Origin of the sequence: uncultured Olegusella sp. (assembly GCF_947253395.1) — a bacterium.
Classification (GTDB): Bacteria; Actinomycetota; Coriobacteriia; order Coriobacteriales; family Atopobiaceae; genus Olegusella.
The window spans coordinates 1-15,984 of sequence record NZ_CAMXYY010000035.1 but is presented as its reverse complement, the minus strand read 5'-3'; the positions used below and the strand labels follow the sequence as shown (position 1 = coordinate 15,984).

12 protein-coding genes are annotated in these 15,984 nt (G+C 49.6%); 5 read left to right on the top strand and 7 right to left on the bottom strand.

Annotated elements, in window-relative coordinates; genetic code table 11:
- Positions 1 to 317 precede the first annotated feature (317 nt).
- From Q0X25_RS04415 to Q0X25_RS04405, 3 genes are read right to left on the bottom strand one after another with little or no spacing between them, the layout of a single operon-like run.
- Entirely contained in the window at positions 318 to 2,282 is a 1,965-nt protein-coding gene (locus tag Q0X25_RS04415; protein WP_298579281.1) for a fructose-specific PTS transporter subunit EIIC, read from the bottom strand.
- A 47-nt stretch (positions 2,283 to 2,329) separates the two neighbouring features.
- A complete protein-coding gene (pfkB, locus tag Q0X25_RS04410; protein ID WP_298579280.1) occupies positions 2,330 to 3,232 on the bottom strand; it encodes a 1-phosphofructokinase in 903 nt (300 codons plus the stop codon).
- The gene (locus Q0X25_RS04405; protein ID WP_298579279.1) at positions 3,229 to 3,981 is read right to left on the bottom strand and encodes a DeoR/GlpR family DNA-binding transcription regulator; all 753 of its coding nucleotides are present in this window, start codon (positions 3,979 to 3,981) and stop codon (positions 3,229 to 3,231) included. Before Q0X25_RS04405 ends, pfkB begins: the two co-directional genes overlap by 4 nt.
- 320 nt (positions 3,982 to 4,301) lie before the next feature.
- On the opposite strand from Q0X25_RS04405, the gene Q0X25_RS04400 reads away from it, so the two are divergent.
- The 3 genes from Q0X25_RS04400 to Q0X25_RS04390 all read left to right on the top strand — a co-directional run bounded on the left by Q0X25_RS04400 (position 4,302) and on the right by Q0X25_RS04390 (position 8,594).
- Positions 4,302 to 4,769: a MarR family winged helix-turn-helix transcriptional regulator gene (locus tag Q0X25_RS04400; RefSeq protein WP_298579278.1), complete on the top strand. Its 468-nt coding sequence runs from the start codon at positions 4,302 to 4,304 to the stop codon at positions 4,767 to 4,769.
- Positions 4,769 to 6,622 carry an ABC transporter ATP-binding protein gene (locus tag Q0X25_RS04395; protein ID WP_298579277.1) on the top strand — a complete coding sequence of 618 codons (1,854 nt, stop codon included), beginning with the start codon at positions 4,769 to 4,771 and terminating at the stop codon, positions 6,620 to 6,622. Before Q0X25_RS04400 ends, Q0X25_RS04395 begins: the two co-directional genes overlap by 1 nt.
- A gap of 127 nt (positions 6,623 to 6,749) precedes the next feature.
- Positions 6,750 to 8,594: an ABC transporter ATP-binding protein gene (locus Q0X25_RS04390; RefSeq protein WP_367270394.1), complete on the top strand. Its 1,845-nt coding sequence runs from the start codon at positions 6,750 to 6,752 to the stop codon at positions 8,592 to 8,594.
- Positions 8,595 to 8,653: 59 nt separating this feature from the next.
- Here Q0X25_RS04390 and Q0X25_RS04385 read toward each other — a convergent pair whose 3' ends face one another.
- The 4 genes from Q0X25_RS04385 to Q0X25_RS04370 all read right to left on the bottom strand — a co-directional run bounded on the left by Q0X25_RS04385 (position 8,654) and on the right by Q0X25_RS04370 (position 11,698).
- Positions 8,654 to 9,091, bottom strand: a complete 438-nt coding sequence (locus tag Q0X25_RS04385) for a hypothetical protein (RefSeq protein WP_298579275.1) — start codon at positions 9,089 to 9,091, stop codon at positions 8,654 to 8,656.
- A gap of 3 nt (positions 9,092 to 9,094) precedes the next feature.
- Positions 9,095 to 10,381 carry an AarF/ABC1/UbiB kinase family protein gene (locus Q0X25_RS04380; protein WP_298579273.1) on the bottom strand — a complete coding sequence of 429 codons (1,287 nt, stop codon included), beginning with the start codon at positions 10,379 to 10,381 and terminating at the stop codon, positions 9,095 to 9,097.
- A gap of 28 nt (positions 10,382 to 10,409) precedes the next feature.
- Positions 10,410 to 10,835 carry a hypothetical protein gene (locus tag Q0X25_RS04375; RefSeq protein WP_298579272.1) on the bottom strand — a complete coding sequence of 142 codons (426 nt, stop codon included), beginning with the start codon at positions 10,833 to 10,835 and terminating at the stop codon, positions 10,410 to 10,412.
- Between the two features lie 128 nt (positions 10,836 to 10,963).
- Complete coding sequence (locus tag Q0X25_RS04370; protein WP_298579271.1) at positions 10,964 to 11,698, bottom strand: HAD family hydrolase; 735 nt, start codon at positions 11,696 to 11,698, stop codon at positions 10,964 to 10,966.
- Between the two features lie 163 nt (positions 11,699 to 11,861).
- Between Q0X25_RS04370 and Q0X25_RS04365 the strand changes: the two genes are divergently transcribed.
- Entirely contained in the window at positions 11,862 to 13,097 is a 1,236-nt protein-coding gene (locus Q0X25_RS04365) for a DUF1015 domain-containing protein (RefSeq protein ID WP_298579270.1), read from the top strand.
- 325 nt (positions 13,098 to 13,422) lie between these two features.
- Entirely contained in the window at positions 13,423 to 15,984 is a 2,562-nt protein-coding gene (locus Q0X25_RS04360; protein WP_298579269.1) for a bacterial transcriptional activator domain-containing protein, read from the top strand.

The following is a 15,984-nucleotide window of genomic DNA, read 5'->3' as shown; positions in this document are numbered from 1 at the left end:
GTGGCTTTTGACATTTTTTCTGAAACAGAACGTGGCGTTTGGCAAGCAGGGCCGCTCTGCTTGAAATGATCCGTGGCGTTTGGCAAGCAGGAGCCCGCTACTTGAAACGATGCGTGGCGTTTGACAAGCAGGACTAATCTGCTTGAAACGATGCGTGGCGTTTGATAAGCAGAGTCGCACTACTTGAAATAATCCGTAGCTTTTTCGAGCTTTGAGCAGAGTCGAGAAGAAAAAGGGAGCCGCACCAAGGCGACTCCCTTGAACTACATATCGACAAGCAGTGTAGCTTGCACGAGTAACGCCACGCTAGAGGACCTCTACTCGTTGACAGGCTTCTTCCAGAAGGAAAGAATCAGCATGCCAACAGCAGAACCAGCGAGCAGGGCAAGGATGAACATTACAGGATTGCCAAGGACAGCAATAACCCAAGCACCACCATGGGGAGCGGGGCTGTAGCAACCAAAGAGTGCAGATAGTCCACCGGCAACAGCAGAACCAACGATGCAGCTCGGGAGCACATGAGCGGGGTCAGCAGCCGCAAAGGGGATGGCGCCTTCGGAGATAAAGGACAGACCCATGATGTAGTTTACCAAGCCTGCATCACGATCAGCCTTGTTCCACTTGTTCTTAAAGAAGGTTGTGGACAGAGCAATCACCAAAGGAGGCACCATGCCGCCAACCATGCAGGATGCCATGACTACCTGACCAGCAGAGCCAAGCGTGGCATCAGCAAGCAGGCCCGTGGAAAAGACGTAGGCAGCCTTGTTGAATGGGCCACCCATATCGATGGACATCATGCCACCGACAACAGCGCCAAGCAGAACAAGGTTGGTTGTACCCATACCAGCGAGGAAGTTGTTCAGAGCAGTATTGATAGCGCCAAAAATCGGGTTAAGTAGGAACATCACGCCACCAACAACGAGCACTCCGAAGAGTGGGTAGATGAGGATGGGCTTGATGCCTTCAAGAGATTTGGGCATACCGTCACAGAGCTTCTCGATACCCAGCATAATGTAGCCTGCAGCAAAACCAGCAAAGAGCGCTGCCAAAAAACCACCAGAGACGCAGGCAGCAGCAGCAGCCTCAGCATCACCAGCTGCAGTCGCGGTCACAAAACCTATGCTATAACCAGCCTTGGCAAATAAACCACCAACAAAGCCAGGTGCCAAACCAGGACGGTCAGCAATAGACATCGAGATATATGCCGCAAGGATGGGCAACATCAAACCAAAGGCCTCGCCGCCGATTGCCTTAAAGAAGAAGGCAAAGGGTGTAGAAGAGCCATAATTGCCAGCACCAGCTGCACCCATATCAAAGAGGAAGGCAAGTGCCGTCAGGATACCGCCACCAATAACGAACGGCAGCATGTGAGAAACACCATTCATTAGGTGTTTGTAGATGATATGGCCAACGCCCTCGCCATCATCGGCCGAACTCACTGGTGCGGCACCACTACCAGCATAGATAGCAGCTTCGCCATTCATGACCTTGTTGATAAGCAGCTCAGGCTCCTGGATGCCCTTGGTGACGGTAGTGGAGTAGACGGGTTTACCCGCAAAGCGTGCAAGGTCGACGTTTTTGTCAGCAGCGATTACGACACCTTTCGCAGATTTGATATCTTCTGCTGTGATGACATTTTTCGCACCACCAGAACCTTGGGTCTCAACCTTGATTTTAAGACCCATCTCGGCAGCCTTCTTCTCAAGACTTTCTGCAGCCATATAGGTGTGAGCAATGCCAGTGGGGCAAGCAGTAATGGCCACGAGGTCAAACTGACCCGTCTGGGCTTCAAGCTCACGCTTCTTTTCTTGCTCGGCAACATAGAGAGCATCCTCAGCGGCATTCAGCAGATTAAGGAACTCATCTGCCGTCTTTGCTGCACGTAGCTTATTGCAAAGCTCCTCATCCACCAAGAGTTGAGAAAGACTTGCAAGCACCTGCAGATGTACGTTGTCCTCGGTGTCGGGAGCTGCAATCAAAAAAATCAACGTAGTCGGCTCGCCATCAAGTGCTTCATAGTCAACACCTGTAGGAATGGTCATTGCAGCCAAACCAGGCTTGCTTACCGCGGAAGACTTGCCATGAGGGATAGCAAGACCATTCTCCACGCCCGTGCTCATCTCGGCTTCACGGGCAAGGACAGCCTTTTTGTAGGTCTCAACATCAGTAATGTTGCCTTGATGCTCCATCAGCGCCACCATCTGGTCGATGGTTGCAGCTTTATCTTTTGGAGCACCTCCAATCTTGATTGTCTCGGGTTTGAGTAAGTCTTTAATCCTCATGCGTCTCCCCTTTCACCTAACACGCATGTGCCAGCCATCGACCTGTCTTATAGAGTTGCAAGCAGAGCTTCCGCCTCGGCACGAGTCGTCAACTCAGACGAGAATGCAGATGCGCTACCACATGCAACGCCCATCTTGTATGCATCCTCGTAATTGCCCTTTTCCAAATAACCCGCTACAAAGCCAGCAACCATCGAGTCACCAGCACCTACGGAGTTGACCACAGTGCCCTTAGGAGCAGGGCCACCAGTAACCGTGCCATCCTCAGCAACCAGCACAGCACCTTCTCCTGCCATAGAAATCAATACATTTGCCGCACCTCGCTCTTGTAGCTTTTTGGCATAAGGCACAACCTCATCGCGCGTGCGCAGCTCAACACCAAAAATGGCCCCAAGCTCGTGATTGTTTGGTTTAATCAACCAAGGGCGATACGGCAACACGTTGGTAAGCAAATCGCGCTCAGCGTCAACAACAATACGAATGCCACGCCCCTCAAGACGGGCCATGATACGCTCGTACATATCAGCTGGCAACACCGAAGGAATTGAGCCAGAAATTACCAGCACATCACCTTCAACTAAGGTATCAAGCTGCTCAAAAAGCGCCTGCACGTCAGCGTCGGTAATACGTGGTCCCATACCATTGATTTCGGATTCTTCATCGCTTTTGATCTTTACATTAATACGGGAAAGACCTTCAGCAACATGAATAAACTTGCACTGAGCACCATAGGACTCCGTGCGCTCTTCAATCTCACGACCAGTAAAGCCTGCGACAAAGCCCAAGGCGATGGATTCATGCCCTAAATTGCCCAAGACAATGGATACGTTAATACCCTTACCGCCAGGAAGAATTTTCTCACTGCAGGTACGATTGACCGAGCCAAGTTGTAGATGTTCCACCCCCACTGCATAGTCGAGTGCTGGATTGAATGTAACGGTGTAAATCATTCAGATACCTCCACTACGTTGGGAAGCTTGCCGAACACACTATTCACATCGCCTGCGGTAATAATCGTAGCCGAAGTGAAATCTGCAAAAGTTACTGGCGCAACACGACCAAGTTTATCGGCATCTGCAAGTACAAAACGCTGGCCCGCCCTTTCCATAGCAGCATGCTTGACCTGGGCCTCGTTAATATCAGGGGTGGTAAAACCTTGAGCGCGCGTGGCGCCATTGGTACCCCAAAAACCTTTGGTAAAGTGATAACGCTGAATACCTGAAATTGCCTCGGGACCTACCATAGCTTCTGTTGACGCCTTAAGCTCGCCACCTGTAAGAAGAGTACGGTAACCCTTACATACAAGCTTGCGCGCATGCACTACCGAGTTGGTGACAAACATTACGCCTTGGCAATCCAGAGCATCCACCAGAGCTTCGGTGGTAGACCCCGCATCGATATAAACAAAATCACCGGGCTCAATGAGTGCAGCAGCATGAGCGCCAATGATTTTCTTTTCATCTACATTCAGCGCATAGCGTTCATCCAAAGCGCGGTCAAAAGTCTCATACGTAAAGTTATTGATTGTCGTAGCACCACCATGCACTTTGACAAGACGGCCCATCTGAGCTAAAGCTTCGATATCGCGGCGAATAGTTGCAGGACTAGCGCCAAGCTCTTCTATGAGCCTGCTGGCCGAAATGCTGCCATACGTATCAACGAGCTGAACTATACGCTCGCGTCTCTCTGGGGCCAACATTTCGCCTCCTAGGGAATTCATCCATATCTCTTGTGATTGATTATGAACTATTTTTTAGTTTATTGCAAGATATTCGCTCATATTCGCTCATAATCGTGCAAAATAAACGGTAGACGGCAGAAATATCACATCAAGCGGTCGTTTTGCTTACTCCCCACCCTCTCCACCCCTGTCATAGCTATCTCTATTGAGCAAAATATGTACGTCTTTCGATAAAAAGAAAAATTTATTCGGTACCTTGACATTAACTATTTCGGTACCTACAATCCCTCCACGTTCCCTTATTTAGGAGAAGAACTACTCGAGTGAGGGAGGAAATTATGCTCGAGGCAGAAGACGAAAAAAACAAGCTTGCATCTCTATCTACCGAATGCCGAGTGCTTCGAAATTTTGGTTACTTTGGCTTTTTTCTGCATCACCATGCAGGAGGTCGCGCAGGCAAACCCTATATTCTCATCGCTCTGCGCCAAGCTGGTGGAAGCCTTCCCCAGCGCGAATTGCTCAACCGGGCAGGAACTGCAGCCGCATCGCTTTCTGAAGTGCTGACTAAACTCGAAAACGAAAAGCTCATCGAGCGCAAGCCCTTAGAACACGATGGTCGTCAGCGTGAGGTGATTTTGACTGTAGAAGGAAATGCGCGCGCTGAAGAAATCAACGCCAAGCACGAAGCCTTTATACAACAGTCTCTCTATCCGCTTTCAGACGAAGAAAAAACTCAACTAGCAGAAATGCTTGACCGCATATCTGCACATTGGCACGAAATTGAAGATCAAGAGAGAGCGATGTAATGGCAAAAGAAGAACAAAAACAAGGCTGGGCAAAGCGCCTTGGTTTCCAAGATGGTGCTTATAGCTTTGGCGAGGTCATCGCCATCCTCAAACCCAGTATTCGTGAATATAAAAAACTCTCTATTAAGACTCCTATTCTTGTGACAGCTGAGGTTCTCATCGAGTGCGCCCTGCCCTTCTTGACCGCAGGACTCATCAATGCAATCAACGAAGGCGCTGGCATGAGCGTCGTTGCCAACTTTGGAGTTGCCCTTATCCTACTCGCAATTCTTTCACTCGCCTTTGGTGCTGCAGCAGGCGTGACCTGCTCGACCGCCTCTGCTGGCTTTGCAAAAAACCTTAGGTACGATATCTTTTCACGCATTCAAGATTTTTCGTTTTCCAATATTGATCGTTTTTCAACCTCGTCACTGGTTACTCGCCTCACCACAGATGTGACCAATGTCCAGCAGGCATACATGATGATCATTCGTACAGCAATCCGTTCGACCATGATGATTGTCTTTGCCATCGTCATGGCTTTTGCTACAGCAGGTCCTATGGCGGCAGTCTTTGTGGTTGTTGCTATTTTCCTAGGTATATTTCTTTTCTTTATTGTTGCAAAGGTTATGCCTATCTTCCGCCGCATTTTCAAGAAATACGATCGCTTGAATGACTCCGTTCAAGAAAACATTGATGGTATACGTGTAGTCAAAAGTTATGTTCGCGAAGAGTATGAGAAACAAAAATTTGGAGATGCGAGCGGCTCACTCTATCATGACTTTGTCCACGTTGAGCGTATCTTGGCTTGGATTAGCCCCGTAATGACCTTCTCGGTTGATGTCATCTTCCTTTTTGTCATCTACTTTGGCAGCAAAGCTATCATTCAATCTAAAGGCAGTCTCATGCAGGTTGGAGCCTTATCTGCTTTGCTTACCTATGGTATGTCGGTACTGATGAGCTTGATGATGCTCACGATGATTTTTGTCATGATTACGATGTCTTTTGAGAGCGCTCAGCGTATCTGCCAAGTACTCATGGAAACCCCTGATATCAAAAATCCCGAAAACCCTCTGATGGAAGTACCCGATGGCAGCATTGACTTTGATAATGTGAGCTTCCGCTATTCTGAGCGCGCTGACCGTATGGCACTTTCTGACGTTGATCTGCATATTAAGAGCGGTGAGGTACTTGGCATTGTCGGCGGAACGGGTTCCAGTAAGTCTACCCTCATCCAGCTTATCAGCCGCTTGTACGATGCAACCGAAGGTACCGTGCGCGTGGGCGGTCACGATGTGCGCGACTATGATCTTGATACCCTTCGCGATGCCGTAGCAGTTGTGCTACAGCGCAATGTACTTTTCTCGGGCACCATCAAAGAAAACCTGCGTTGGGGCGATAAAAACGCCACCGACGAGGAACTTATCGAAGCATGCAAGATTGCGCAGGCGGATGAGTTTATTCAGCTGATGCCTGACAAATATGACAGCTATATTGAGCAGGGTGGCACCAATGTTTCTGGTGGTCAAAAACAGCGCCTCTGTATTGCACGCGCTCTGCTCAAACATCCACGTGTCCTTATCATGGACGATTCTACCAGTGCGGTAGACACCAAGACCGACCGTCTGATTCGCGATGGTTTGCGCAGCTACGCGCCTGAGACAACCAAGATTATCATCGCACAGCGTACGGGGTCTGTCGAAGATGCAGACCGCATTTTGGTACTCAATGACGGACGTATAAGCGCTATCGGCACCCATGATGAGCTGCTACACACATCCGATATTTATCGCGACATCTATACCACTCAAAACAAACAGTCCCACGACGAGCGCATGGGCAATATCGCAGAGGAAGGAGAGGCTGATGAGTAAGCAAGACGAACTTAAGCAGGACACTGCTCAAACAACTCAAAAGCCCGCAGGCGAAGGCGACTCCAAGCCTGAACACAAGCGCGGAGCTCGCAGGCCCTTAGCAACACTGCGACGCGCCATCGGCCTTATGATACGTTACTATCCCGCCCACACCGTCATTATTCTTTTGTGCATCGTTACCCAGGCCGTTGTGGCAACCTTGCCTTCCATGTTTTTGCAGCAAGCCATTGCTGTTGTGGGCCAGTATTGGAAGCAGGGCGATTGGTCGGCAGCAGCTGCTCCCCTTATGCAGATTGCATTTACGCTCTTGGGCTGCTACATACTGGCATTGATAGCCATTGTTATCGAGACCCAACTTGCTGCGGTAGTCACTCAAGGCACACTCATGCGCGTTCGCAATGATATGTTTAGCCACATGGAAGATTTGCCCATTAGATATTTTGATACGCGCAAACATGGCGACATTATGTCTACGTATACCAACGACGTTGATACCCTCCGTCAACTTATCGGCGTGGCCCTTCCCAACCTGCTGATTTCTGGTATCGCCATGATTTCAGTTCTCGCTTTAATGCTGTGGTATTCAGTACCGCTGTCACTGGTAGTACTGGTGGTTATTGCACTGATGTTTTGGGTTACCCGTCTGCTGGGTGGTCGTTCTGCTCGCTTCTTCCTTGATCAGCAGCATGAGCTTGCACATGCTGAAGGCTTTGTTGAAGAGGCTATGAGTGGCCAAAAAGTTATCAAGGTGTTTACCCACGAAGAGGCCACTAAGGCGAGCTTTGATGAGGTTAATAGTCGTTTATTTGAGGCTTCCAACAAGGCAAATATCTATGGCAATACGCTTGCTCCTATCCTGATGAATATGGGAAATATCGCCTACGTGTTAGTTGCGCTTATGGGCGTTGTTATGCTCGAGACTCATATGGCCAACCCCTCGATTTCGGGCATGCTCATCTCCATTGATATTGTGATCCCCTTCCTCAATATGACCAAGCGTTTTGCAGGCCAAATTGGTCAGGTATCAAACCAAATTAACTTTGTAGTCATGGGCCTCGCTGGTGCGGAACGTATTTTTGAACTGCTTGATGAGCCTGTCGAGACCGATGAGGGCTACGTTACGCTCGTCAATGTTGTGCGTGACTCCGATGGAAGTCTTCACGAGTGCCATGAAAACTCTGGTAAGTGGGCTTGGAAACATCCCCACAAGAACAACGGCAAGGTTGATTTGATTCCGTTACAAGGCGAAGTGGTGTTTGTCGATGTAGACTTTGGCTATAAGCCTGACCACGAGGTTCTACACGATATTTCACTGTATGCCTTACCTGGTCAAAAAGTTGCTTTTGTTGGCGCTACAGGTGCTGGCAAAACAACTATCACTAATTTGGTTAACCGCTTCTACGATATTTCCGATGGTAAAATTCGCTACGATGGCATCAATATTGACAAGATTCGCAAAGCAGATTTGCGCCGCTCACTTGGCATGGTGCTACAGGATACCAACCTATTTACTGGTACGGTTATGGACAACATTCGCTATGGCAAGCTAAGTGCCTCCGATGAAGAATGCATCCGTGCGGCAAAAATTGCAGGTGCCGATAGCTTCATCCGTCGTCTGCCACAAAGCTATGAGACTATGCTTACGGACAACGCTGCCCGCCTTTCGCAGGGTCAGCGCCAACTGCTCTCAATTGCACGTGCCGCTGTAGCCGATCCGCCAGTCATGATTCTTGACGAAGCAACCAGCTCCATCGATACACGTACCGAGCAGATAGTGCAGCGCGGTATGGACGCACTGATGGAAGGCCGTACAACCTTTGTCATCGCCCACCGTTTGTCGACCGTTCGCAACTCTGACGTGATTATTGTGCTGGATCATGGCCACATTATCGAGCGCGGTACCCATGATGACCTGATTGCAGCAAAAGGTACTTACTACCAACTCTACACTGGCGCGTTCGAGTTGGAATAGTCAGGCTATGCGATATAGCCAAGCGCCTAGCTGCTTGAAGCTAGGCGCTTTTCTTTTCGCTACTTGTTTTGCTTGCGGCGATGGCTTTCGCGAAGGATGGAAATAACAATCCAAAGGCCCAAAACAAGTGCCACTAGATAGCCTAAAAATCCAATCACAGGAATGCCAAAAACAACAGGCTTGATGCGGGCAAAATACACCACCGATGAGCCAATAAACAAACCAGCAATAATAATACTCATTGCCAAGCGGTCGAGCGCATGTGCCAAACTGCGCATAGGCCGGTGCAGACCATTCACATCAAGTTGTGTTCTCAGCTGACCTCGGGTAAGCATGCGCGAAATATTTGACATTTCGCTTCCTGCCTGGAGCAAACTATGGGTTGCTCGCCCAAATTCCATCGCATAACTGCGCAGCTCATCAATGGGAGCAGCACGATCTTTGCGTACATGACTTACATGCTGCCCAATAATGTCAACAATAGAAGTACCAGGCAAAAATTAATCGACCAAGCTCTCGAGGGTTACAAGCGAGCGAGCCAGCATCGTAACCGTCCCCGGCAACTCGATGCCATTTTCACGTGCCATCGAAATCAACGCATTAAAGAAACCCGCAATATCGAGTTCGGAAAGATCTGCTTCACCGTAATTAGCAATAATTTGATCGAGGTCTGCAAGCAAACTCGCATGATCAACTTCAGATACATCAGAGGAAGCAAAACGCAATAAGCCATCTTTGAGTCGTACGGAATCACGGGTACCTACTGCTACCACCATATCGGTTAGCGCTGCTCGATCAAGCGCAGTGAGGCGTCCCATAATGCCTAAATCGAGAAAAATCAGCTGACCATCGCGTACTACAAGATTGCCTGGATGTGGATCAGCATGGAAGAAACCATCATCAAGCATTTGACGTGTGTAATTGTCAACCAGCTTTGAGCCAATTTCGGACAAGTCATAGCCTGCCGCTTTGAGCTCCTCGGTTTTGTCGACAGGAATACCCTCAACGTAGTCCATCACGACTACATGGCGGGTACACCAACGCCAATACGGCTTGGGACAGTCAACAAATTTGCAGTTAGCGTTATTGCGGGCAAATTCCTCAAGACTTTTGGCCTCGACTAAAAAGTCCGTTTCTTCGACAAAGGACTGCCAAAGTTCATCGACCACTGAAGAAAAATCGATGAACAGCTTGCGTCGCATTAGTTTGTCCATGCGGCGGGCAAGAGAACGCATGATAGAGATATCCTGCGCCATCTTTTCTTGTACCTGAGGGCGCTGAATTTTGATAGCCACCAACTCGCCGGTAACAAGACGAGCCTTATGCACTTGAGCGACTGATGCCGAACCTAACGGCACATCATCGATAGCGTCAAAAATATCCTCAATGGGAGTGGTATATTCGTCACGCAAAGCCTGCAGCATGGTCGTGCGATCCATGGGCTCGACTTCGGTACGCAGCTTTTTGAGTTCGTCACAAAAGCTTTCGGGCAAAATCTCCGAACGCATAGAAAGAATCTGCCCTGCTTTTACAAAGGTAGGTCCCAACTCCTCAAGCAAAGACCTCATGCTCCGCGGCGTCAAACCGTGCCAGACATCATAATGGCTGGTAATCGCCAAAATTTCCCTTAGACGAGACAGTTTGCTCGCCCGCGTAATTTGGTACTGGTCAGGCGATGTGTCTCGCCCACCAAAAATACCTATAGTCTCAAAGGCACCCTCTTGCGCCTTGAGAGCTTCTTCCCAGCCCTCAAGGCGGTCTTCAGGTCCAAATTCGTCTTCAGTCACGGAAGAAAACCTCTGCGGCAAGCAAATGCTATGCCTCAGTATCCTCGGACTCAGACTTGGGTTCGCTCTCAGGCTCTACCTCAACTTCGACCTCAATATCGGGCTCTTCAACAGGCTCGCCATCAACCTCAACAGGCTCAGCATTGAGGTCATCTTTGATCTGAGCAATTTTTGCCACATAGGCCTCGCGCTCCTCGGGCGTCATGCCACGCAGACGAGCGCGCAAAATACTTGCCTCGGTATCACTGCTTGCCACAGAAGCCTTGTGCTTGAGCTCTTCGTTGAGTTCCTTGCCCTGCTCTACCGTAAGCTCGCCCTTCTTGACCAGCTCTTCGATAAGCGCGCCAGACTTTTCTGCAATTTGACTAGACATTTCTGCGCCGGTTGCAACAGCACCAATACCAGCTAGAAAAATCTTATGGGCGGTCTCGGACATGTCGTCAATCAGTGCCATGATAAGCTCCTTTGTTTGTAGCTTGTACGGGTGTGCACCCGTTGGCTTTTGTATACCCATCGTAGGCGAGCTCTGACAAAATTTTTCGCTCGACTCCATGAGAACACCGCAAACGGTGGTTTTACCCCTCAGTTCGACAGCTCTGTACCACAAAGGATACAACCGAGCTGAGCAACACTGTGTACCACCGTGATAGCACCTGCTTCCTCAAGTTCTCCGGCAGGCGCTGTGTCACCAAAGTAGACACCGATGCAGGGTAGACCTACCTGCTTGGCAGCTGCCACATCATAATGCCTGTCGCCTACCATTACCGCCTGCTCGGCCGTAAAACCTAGTTTGTCGATGGCAGCCTGGATGGTGTCAGCTTTGGTCTGCTTGTTCGTATCGTTTTTCTTGCCTTCGATAGCTTCAAAATAATCAGCAATCTTACCATCGCCGACACAGCGCTCAAGCAGGCCCTGTCGTTTGGATGAGGCCACAGCTAAATGACGTCCCTTGGCCTGAAGCTGTTCCAACAACTCGGGAATACCAGCAAAAGGAGGCCAAGCTTCGGGACCGCAGAGGTCATATAGCCTACGATAATGTGCCGTGACGGTGGCCGCATCTTTTTCTGATAAGCCATATACCTCGGTGTATGCTTGAGGAAAAGGTGGCCCAATCAGACGACGCAAGTCGCCCATCTCTTCTTCGCTCATGCCAAAATCGCTTAACACCGTACGCGCTGTAGCCACAATTGACTGAGTGGTATTACCCAGTGTGCCATCAAAATCAAAAAGGATGCAGGGGCGCTGCGCAAGATCACGCAAAACCTGCACCGTACATGCAGCTGGATCAGTTGGTTCGGACAGATAACGAAGATTCATACCATGCCTCCAAGCCCTGCAAGCAACGCATGATGCGAACGGAGTCTGCACGCTGCTCACCTTAGTTTGTAAAATCACGTGCGTACTCCTTGAGACGCACGGCTCTATTCTACCCACTTGGGCTAGCATGGATTTGCGCTACACAAAAGCAAAAGGAGCGGGTATGCACACTCAGCCTATTTTCTGTTTTCGCCCCACACCTGAGAGAGCGGCCGATTTTGCCGCTCTGCCCTATGATGTGTTTGACCGTACAAGTGCAGCTGAGTATGTAGCAGCTCATCCTCAGTCATTTTTAGCCATCGATCGGCCTGAGACCGCTTTTTCAGCAGAGCAGGACATGTATGCTCCCGAGGTTTACGAAAAAGCACGTCAGCTGCTCAATGAGCGTGTAGCTGATGGCAGCTTATTGCGTGATGAGTCGGCTTGCTACTATATCTGGCGCATGACAGTCGATGGACATACCCAAACGGGTTTGGTGTGCGGTGCAGCGGTATCTGATTACGAAGATGGCGTCATCCGCCGTCACGAATTGACGCGCAAAGACAAACAACAAGATCGCATCAACCACATACGCGCAACCAGTGCACAGACGGGACCGATTTTCCTTGCCTATCGCGACAACAGTGCACTTGATGTTTTGATTGCACTGATGAGCAGTGCGGAGCCGCTCTACGATTTTACCGATGAGACTGGCTGCCACCACAGCATTTGGCGCGTGGCGCGCGATGTAGCTGTGAGATCACTACAACTCATGCTAGACCAAATACCTTGTGCCTACATTGCCGATGGGCATCATCGAGCTGCATCGGCGGTTGCCGTGTGCCAAGAAAAGCGTGCAAAATTGCAGGCAACAGGCCAGGATACATCCTGCGAAGCAGACACATTTTTAGCAGTACTTTTTCCAGCAAGCCAGTTACATATTTTGCCGTACAACCGCGTTATCACTGATAAAGGTAGTAAAACCCCCACCGAAATACTTGCAGAATTGAGCAAGCAGGGCTTTAGCATTACGGAAGTAGATGGTGTAGTAAACCCTGCCCAAAAAGGCCTGTTTGGCTTGAAGCTCGAAGGTAAATGGTATGAGTTACGACTTACTGAGAGGCCAGCAAAAGATGACCCTGTCGCAAGGCTTGATACCTCCCTTGTTCAAAATCTTATCTTGAGTCCCATTTTTGGCATCAATGACCCTACCGTTGACTCACGCATTTCTTTTATTGGTGGCAAAGACGCAGCTCGGCGCAGCGGGGATGCAGCAGGAGATAGGGGTGTTGCCATCACGTTGCACGCAACATCACTCGATGAGCTCATGTCGGTATCCGATGCTGGTTTGTTGATGCCACCCAAGTCAACGTGGTTTGAACCAAAGCTTCTCTCAGGACTTTTTATTCGTCATATCTAGTCCCAATTTGGCGGATGTCAAAAAGCATGTATCTACGTTTGATATATGTCTGCAGCAGTAAAGACATATCGATGCAGTAGAGCTAGATTGAGCTTGCAAAGTTTGCCGTCTTTTTTCAAGTTTTGCTTCAAAAAACGTATTTAAGAAAACAACTACATAACGCCTCTTCAAAGCAGCTGTTTTGCTGCAAGGGAGGTTTTAATCTGTGCCTACCGGGGTATAAAACTATAGAGAACAACTTGCGAAAGTGAGACAAATGCGACTTTTTGGCCGTACTGATACACAAAAAAATAAAAAACCTTTAGCATTCACGAGGAAATCGCACTTGAAAAAAGCAATCCTGTGGGTGGCGGGGATAACAGCTGCACTGAGCATAGCAAGATTTACGCCAAACAAAGAGTTGGCAATTGCTGTATTGCTGGGTGTTGTTGGTGGTGCTGTCAGCGCATATGTTCTTTTCCAGGCAAAACACAAAGCGACACTCACAAGAAAGCCCCATGCTGTTGATGATGCCAAAACTACGTGCTCTGCTGATGCTACAGAGCTTGTAACTGAAGATACATCCAAACAAAAGGATGTACCCAATCCCCCTCTGGACCTTAATACTACAGATTCCGATCAGACACTAAGCTCGTCTGAAGCAGCAGTAGTAGCTGAAGATGATGGCGAACCCGCTTATCGTTGCTCACAGCTTGACTTTACAGAGTTCACCAAAAAACTGCTTGAAAGCCCTGATCCGTTAGGCGAGCTCAAGCTCTTTGCTGCAGAGGTACGTGAACGCGAAAACTTCTACGGTGCCTTCGCCCTTGAAGAAGCAGAGCTTAGCGAAGCAGAGCCCAATGAGACCGTAGCTCAGTTTGAATATGCCAAGGATGAAGAACCCCTCCTACCCTGTGGCGTAGAGCTTTTCTTGGCACATCGCCTGTATGAGTCGGGACTTTTTGACGAAAAGATTGAACTGCCTCCAATACGCATTGTACGCCCTCATGCGTCAGGTATGCTTTATCTCAGAATTGAGCAAGGGCAGCTCCCCTACTCAGCAATGCTCACAATTCTGCGCATCGAAGCGGCGCTCAATGCGTTGCGCTTTGCTTACAGTTATTTTGAAGACCCACAGGATGCAAGCGAAGAAGAGGTCGCAGTTCTCCAACAGCGCATCACCTCTTCGATTGTGGCTCAGGCCGCAGCTATTGATACCCCTATTGAGCTGCCCGAAGATGTAGAACCTGATGGTGAGTGGGCGGTGCGCAACTACATCTCAACAGCTATCGAGAGCTTCCAGCTGCCTTATCGCTTGACCGCATCATGGCGCACCAATGTCGCCGATGGTAATGTCGCCATCGAGATACAACTTATACCTTCAGATGTCTTCCCCAATTCATGGGCAGTCCCGATGCTCAATGATAAAAACAAGCGTGTGCAGACTACCAAACAGATGCGCCGCCAAATGGCTTCTGCTTATGCTATTCGTCTTGCTCTGCTCTTGGCGGCAAGTGCGTTTCGCGCATCCTCCAAGATTAAGCATGTTTGGGTAGCGGGCATTCTGGATACTTCCTCGCGTCATGATTGCTATCTCTCGGTAGATTTTGACCGTTGGCGCTTTGCCAAAACGGAGCTTGAACATACCGATGACCTCGAAAAAATTATGCGACCCTTCTGCCCTGTCATGCGCCTTGAGGATGGCTTTTTGCGTCCTGTTACGCAGAGTTTTTCTCTTTCAGAAGAGCGCTTCTGCCCGCGACGGCGTTATGAAAGCGTTTCGATGTCAACACGCAAGCTACCAAAACATCTAGCACATGCACTAGGCACCGACCACGTCAGCGGACTTGCTATCCAAGAATCTGAGAAGCGTGAAGCGATTGCTGATGACATCTTGCGACGCTTGGTAGCACCTGTGCGCAAGAATGCAACTCAGCATAACGTCCACACCATCCTTGAGCTGGCAGGAGACGATCCTGATCCTAGCGTTCGTAGTGCTGCAGAACGTACAGCAAATGCTCTTGTACGCGGATCGATTGATGGAGAACCCCAGTCCGTTGTCGAAGAATTTATGACAGGCGATGCGCTGTCTCGTGCCTGTGAGCTCGCGCGCAGGTCACTACAAGCTCACAATGCCACAGCTGCTCTGGAAGTACTCAGGGCTGCGTTAGAACCGCTGGATGCAGCCGGTGCATATGCTGATTCTCCGCAGCTAGAGTGGCGTTATTTCTCGAGTTTTGTAGACCGTGCGCTCTACAATCGCATCCACAAAGCCCCTGGTCGCAGCCTCATGCTCGTACCTGATGCCTACTACCATGCTCATGTGCTCGCAGTTATGGCAGAGCTTGCAGAAGGCCGCGTGGGGCGCGCGACAAAACATGCTCAAGAATTGGTGCGCATTGCTCCTCTGGATGCACAGGCAAAATTACAGTTGATACGTTGTTTGGAAGCATCCGGCAACAATAAAGCAGCCGTTGAGCTTCTCACGCAGTTGCTTAAAGAAGCGCACGATCCTCAAGCTGTTGGTACTGCTTACTACCGCATGGCTTTCTTCCAATGGAAGCAGGGCAACATTTTGGCGGCACGTGCATGCTATCAGATGGCAACACAATTTGTGCCAGCCGCTATGCCAACCATTGCCATGGAGCTCACGGCGCTCGCAGTGCAAACAGGCACCAAAGATGCGCGCGAACCACTCTCGCCCACCGAACTGCATCACATCCTCGAGACTCACCATATTCCTGAGTCGCCCACCGATGAGATGTCTGGGGTCTTTATGGAATGCGCTCAGGCATCACTCGATGCAGAAGTTTTTCCTGTTGCACGGAACTTCTTGTCCACACTGGCAGCATTTACGCCCTGTCTCTTATACACATCTGACGCTGCCGACGAAACCTTATGGGTGTAG

What these genes read in the sequence shown, in the direction of transcription:
- Q0X25_RS04415 (WP_298579281.1), bottom strand. Translation starts at nt 2,282, where the DNA reads ATGAGGATTAAAGACTTACTCAAACCCGAGACAATCAAGATTGGAGGT.
- pfkB (WP_298579280.1), bottom strand. Translation starts at nt 3,232, where the DNA reads ATGATTTACACCGTTACATTCAATCCAGCACTCGACTATGCAGTGGGG.
- Q0X25_RS04405 (WP_298579279.1), bottom strand. Translation starts at nt 3,981, where the DNA reads ATGTTGGCCCCAGAGAGACGCGAGCGTATAGTTCAGCTCGTTGATACG.
- Q0X25_RS04400 (WP_298579278.1), top strand. Translation starts at nt 4,302, where the DNA reads ATGCTCGAGGCAGAAGACGAAAAAAACAAGCTTGCATCTCTATCTACC.
- Q0X25_RS04395 (WP_298579277.1), top strand. Translation starts at nt 4,769, where the DNA reads ATGGCAAAAGAAGAACAAAAACAAGGCTGGGCAAAGCGCCTTGGTTTC.
- Q0X25_RS04390 (WP_367270394.1), top strand. Translation starts at nt 6,750, where the DNA reads ATGATACGTTACTATCCCGCCCACACCGTCATTATTCTTTTGTGCATC.
- Q0X25_RS04375 (WP_298579272.1), bottom strand. Translation starts at nt 10,835, where the DNA reads ATGGCACTGATTGACGACATGTCCGAGACCGCCCATAAGATTTTTCTA.
- Q0X25_RS04370 (WP_298579271.1), bottom strand. Translation starts at nt 11,698, where the DNA reads ATGAATCTTCGTTATCTGTCCGAACCAACTGATCCAGCTGCATGTACG.
- Q0X25_RS04365 (WP_298579270.1), top strand. Translation starts at nt 11,862, where the DNA reads ATGCACACTCAGCCTATTTTCTGTTTTCGCCCCACACCTGAGAGAGCG.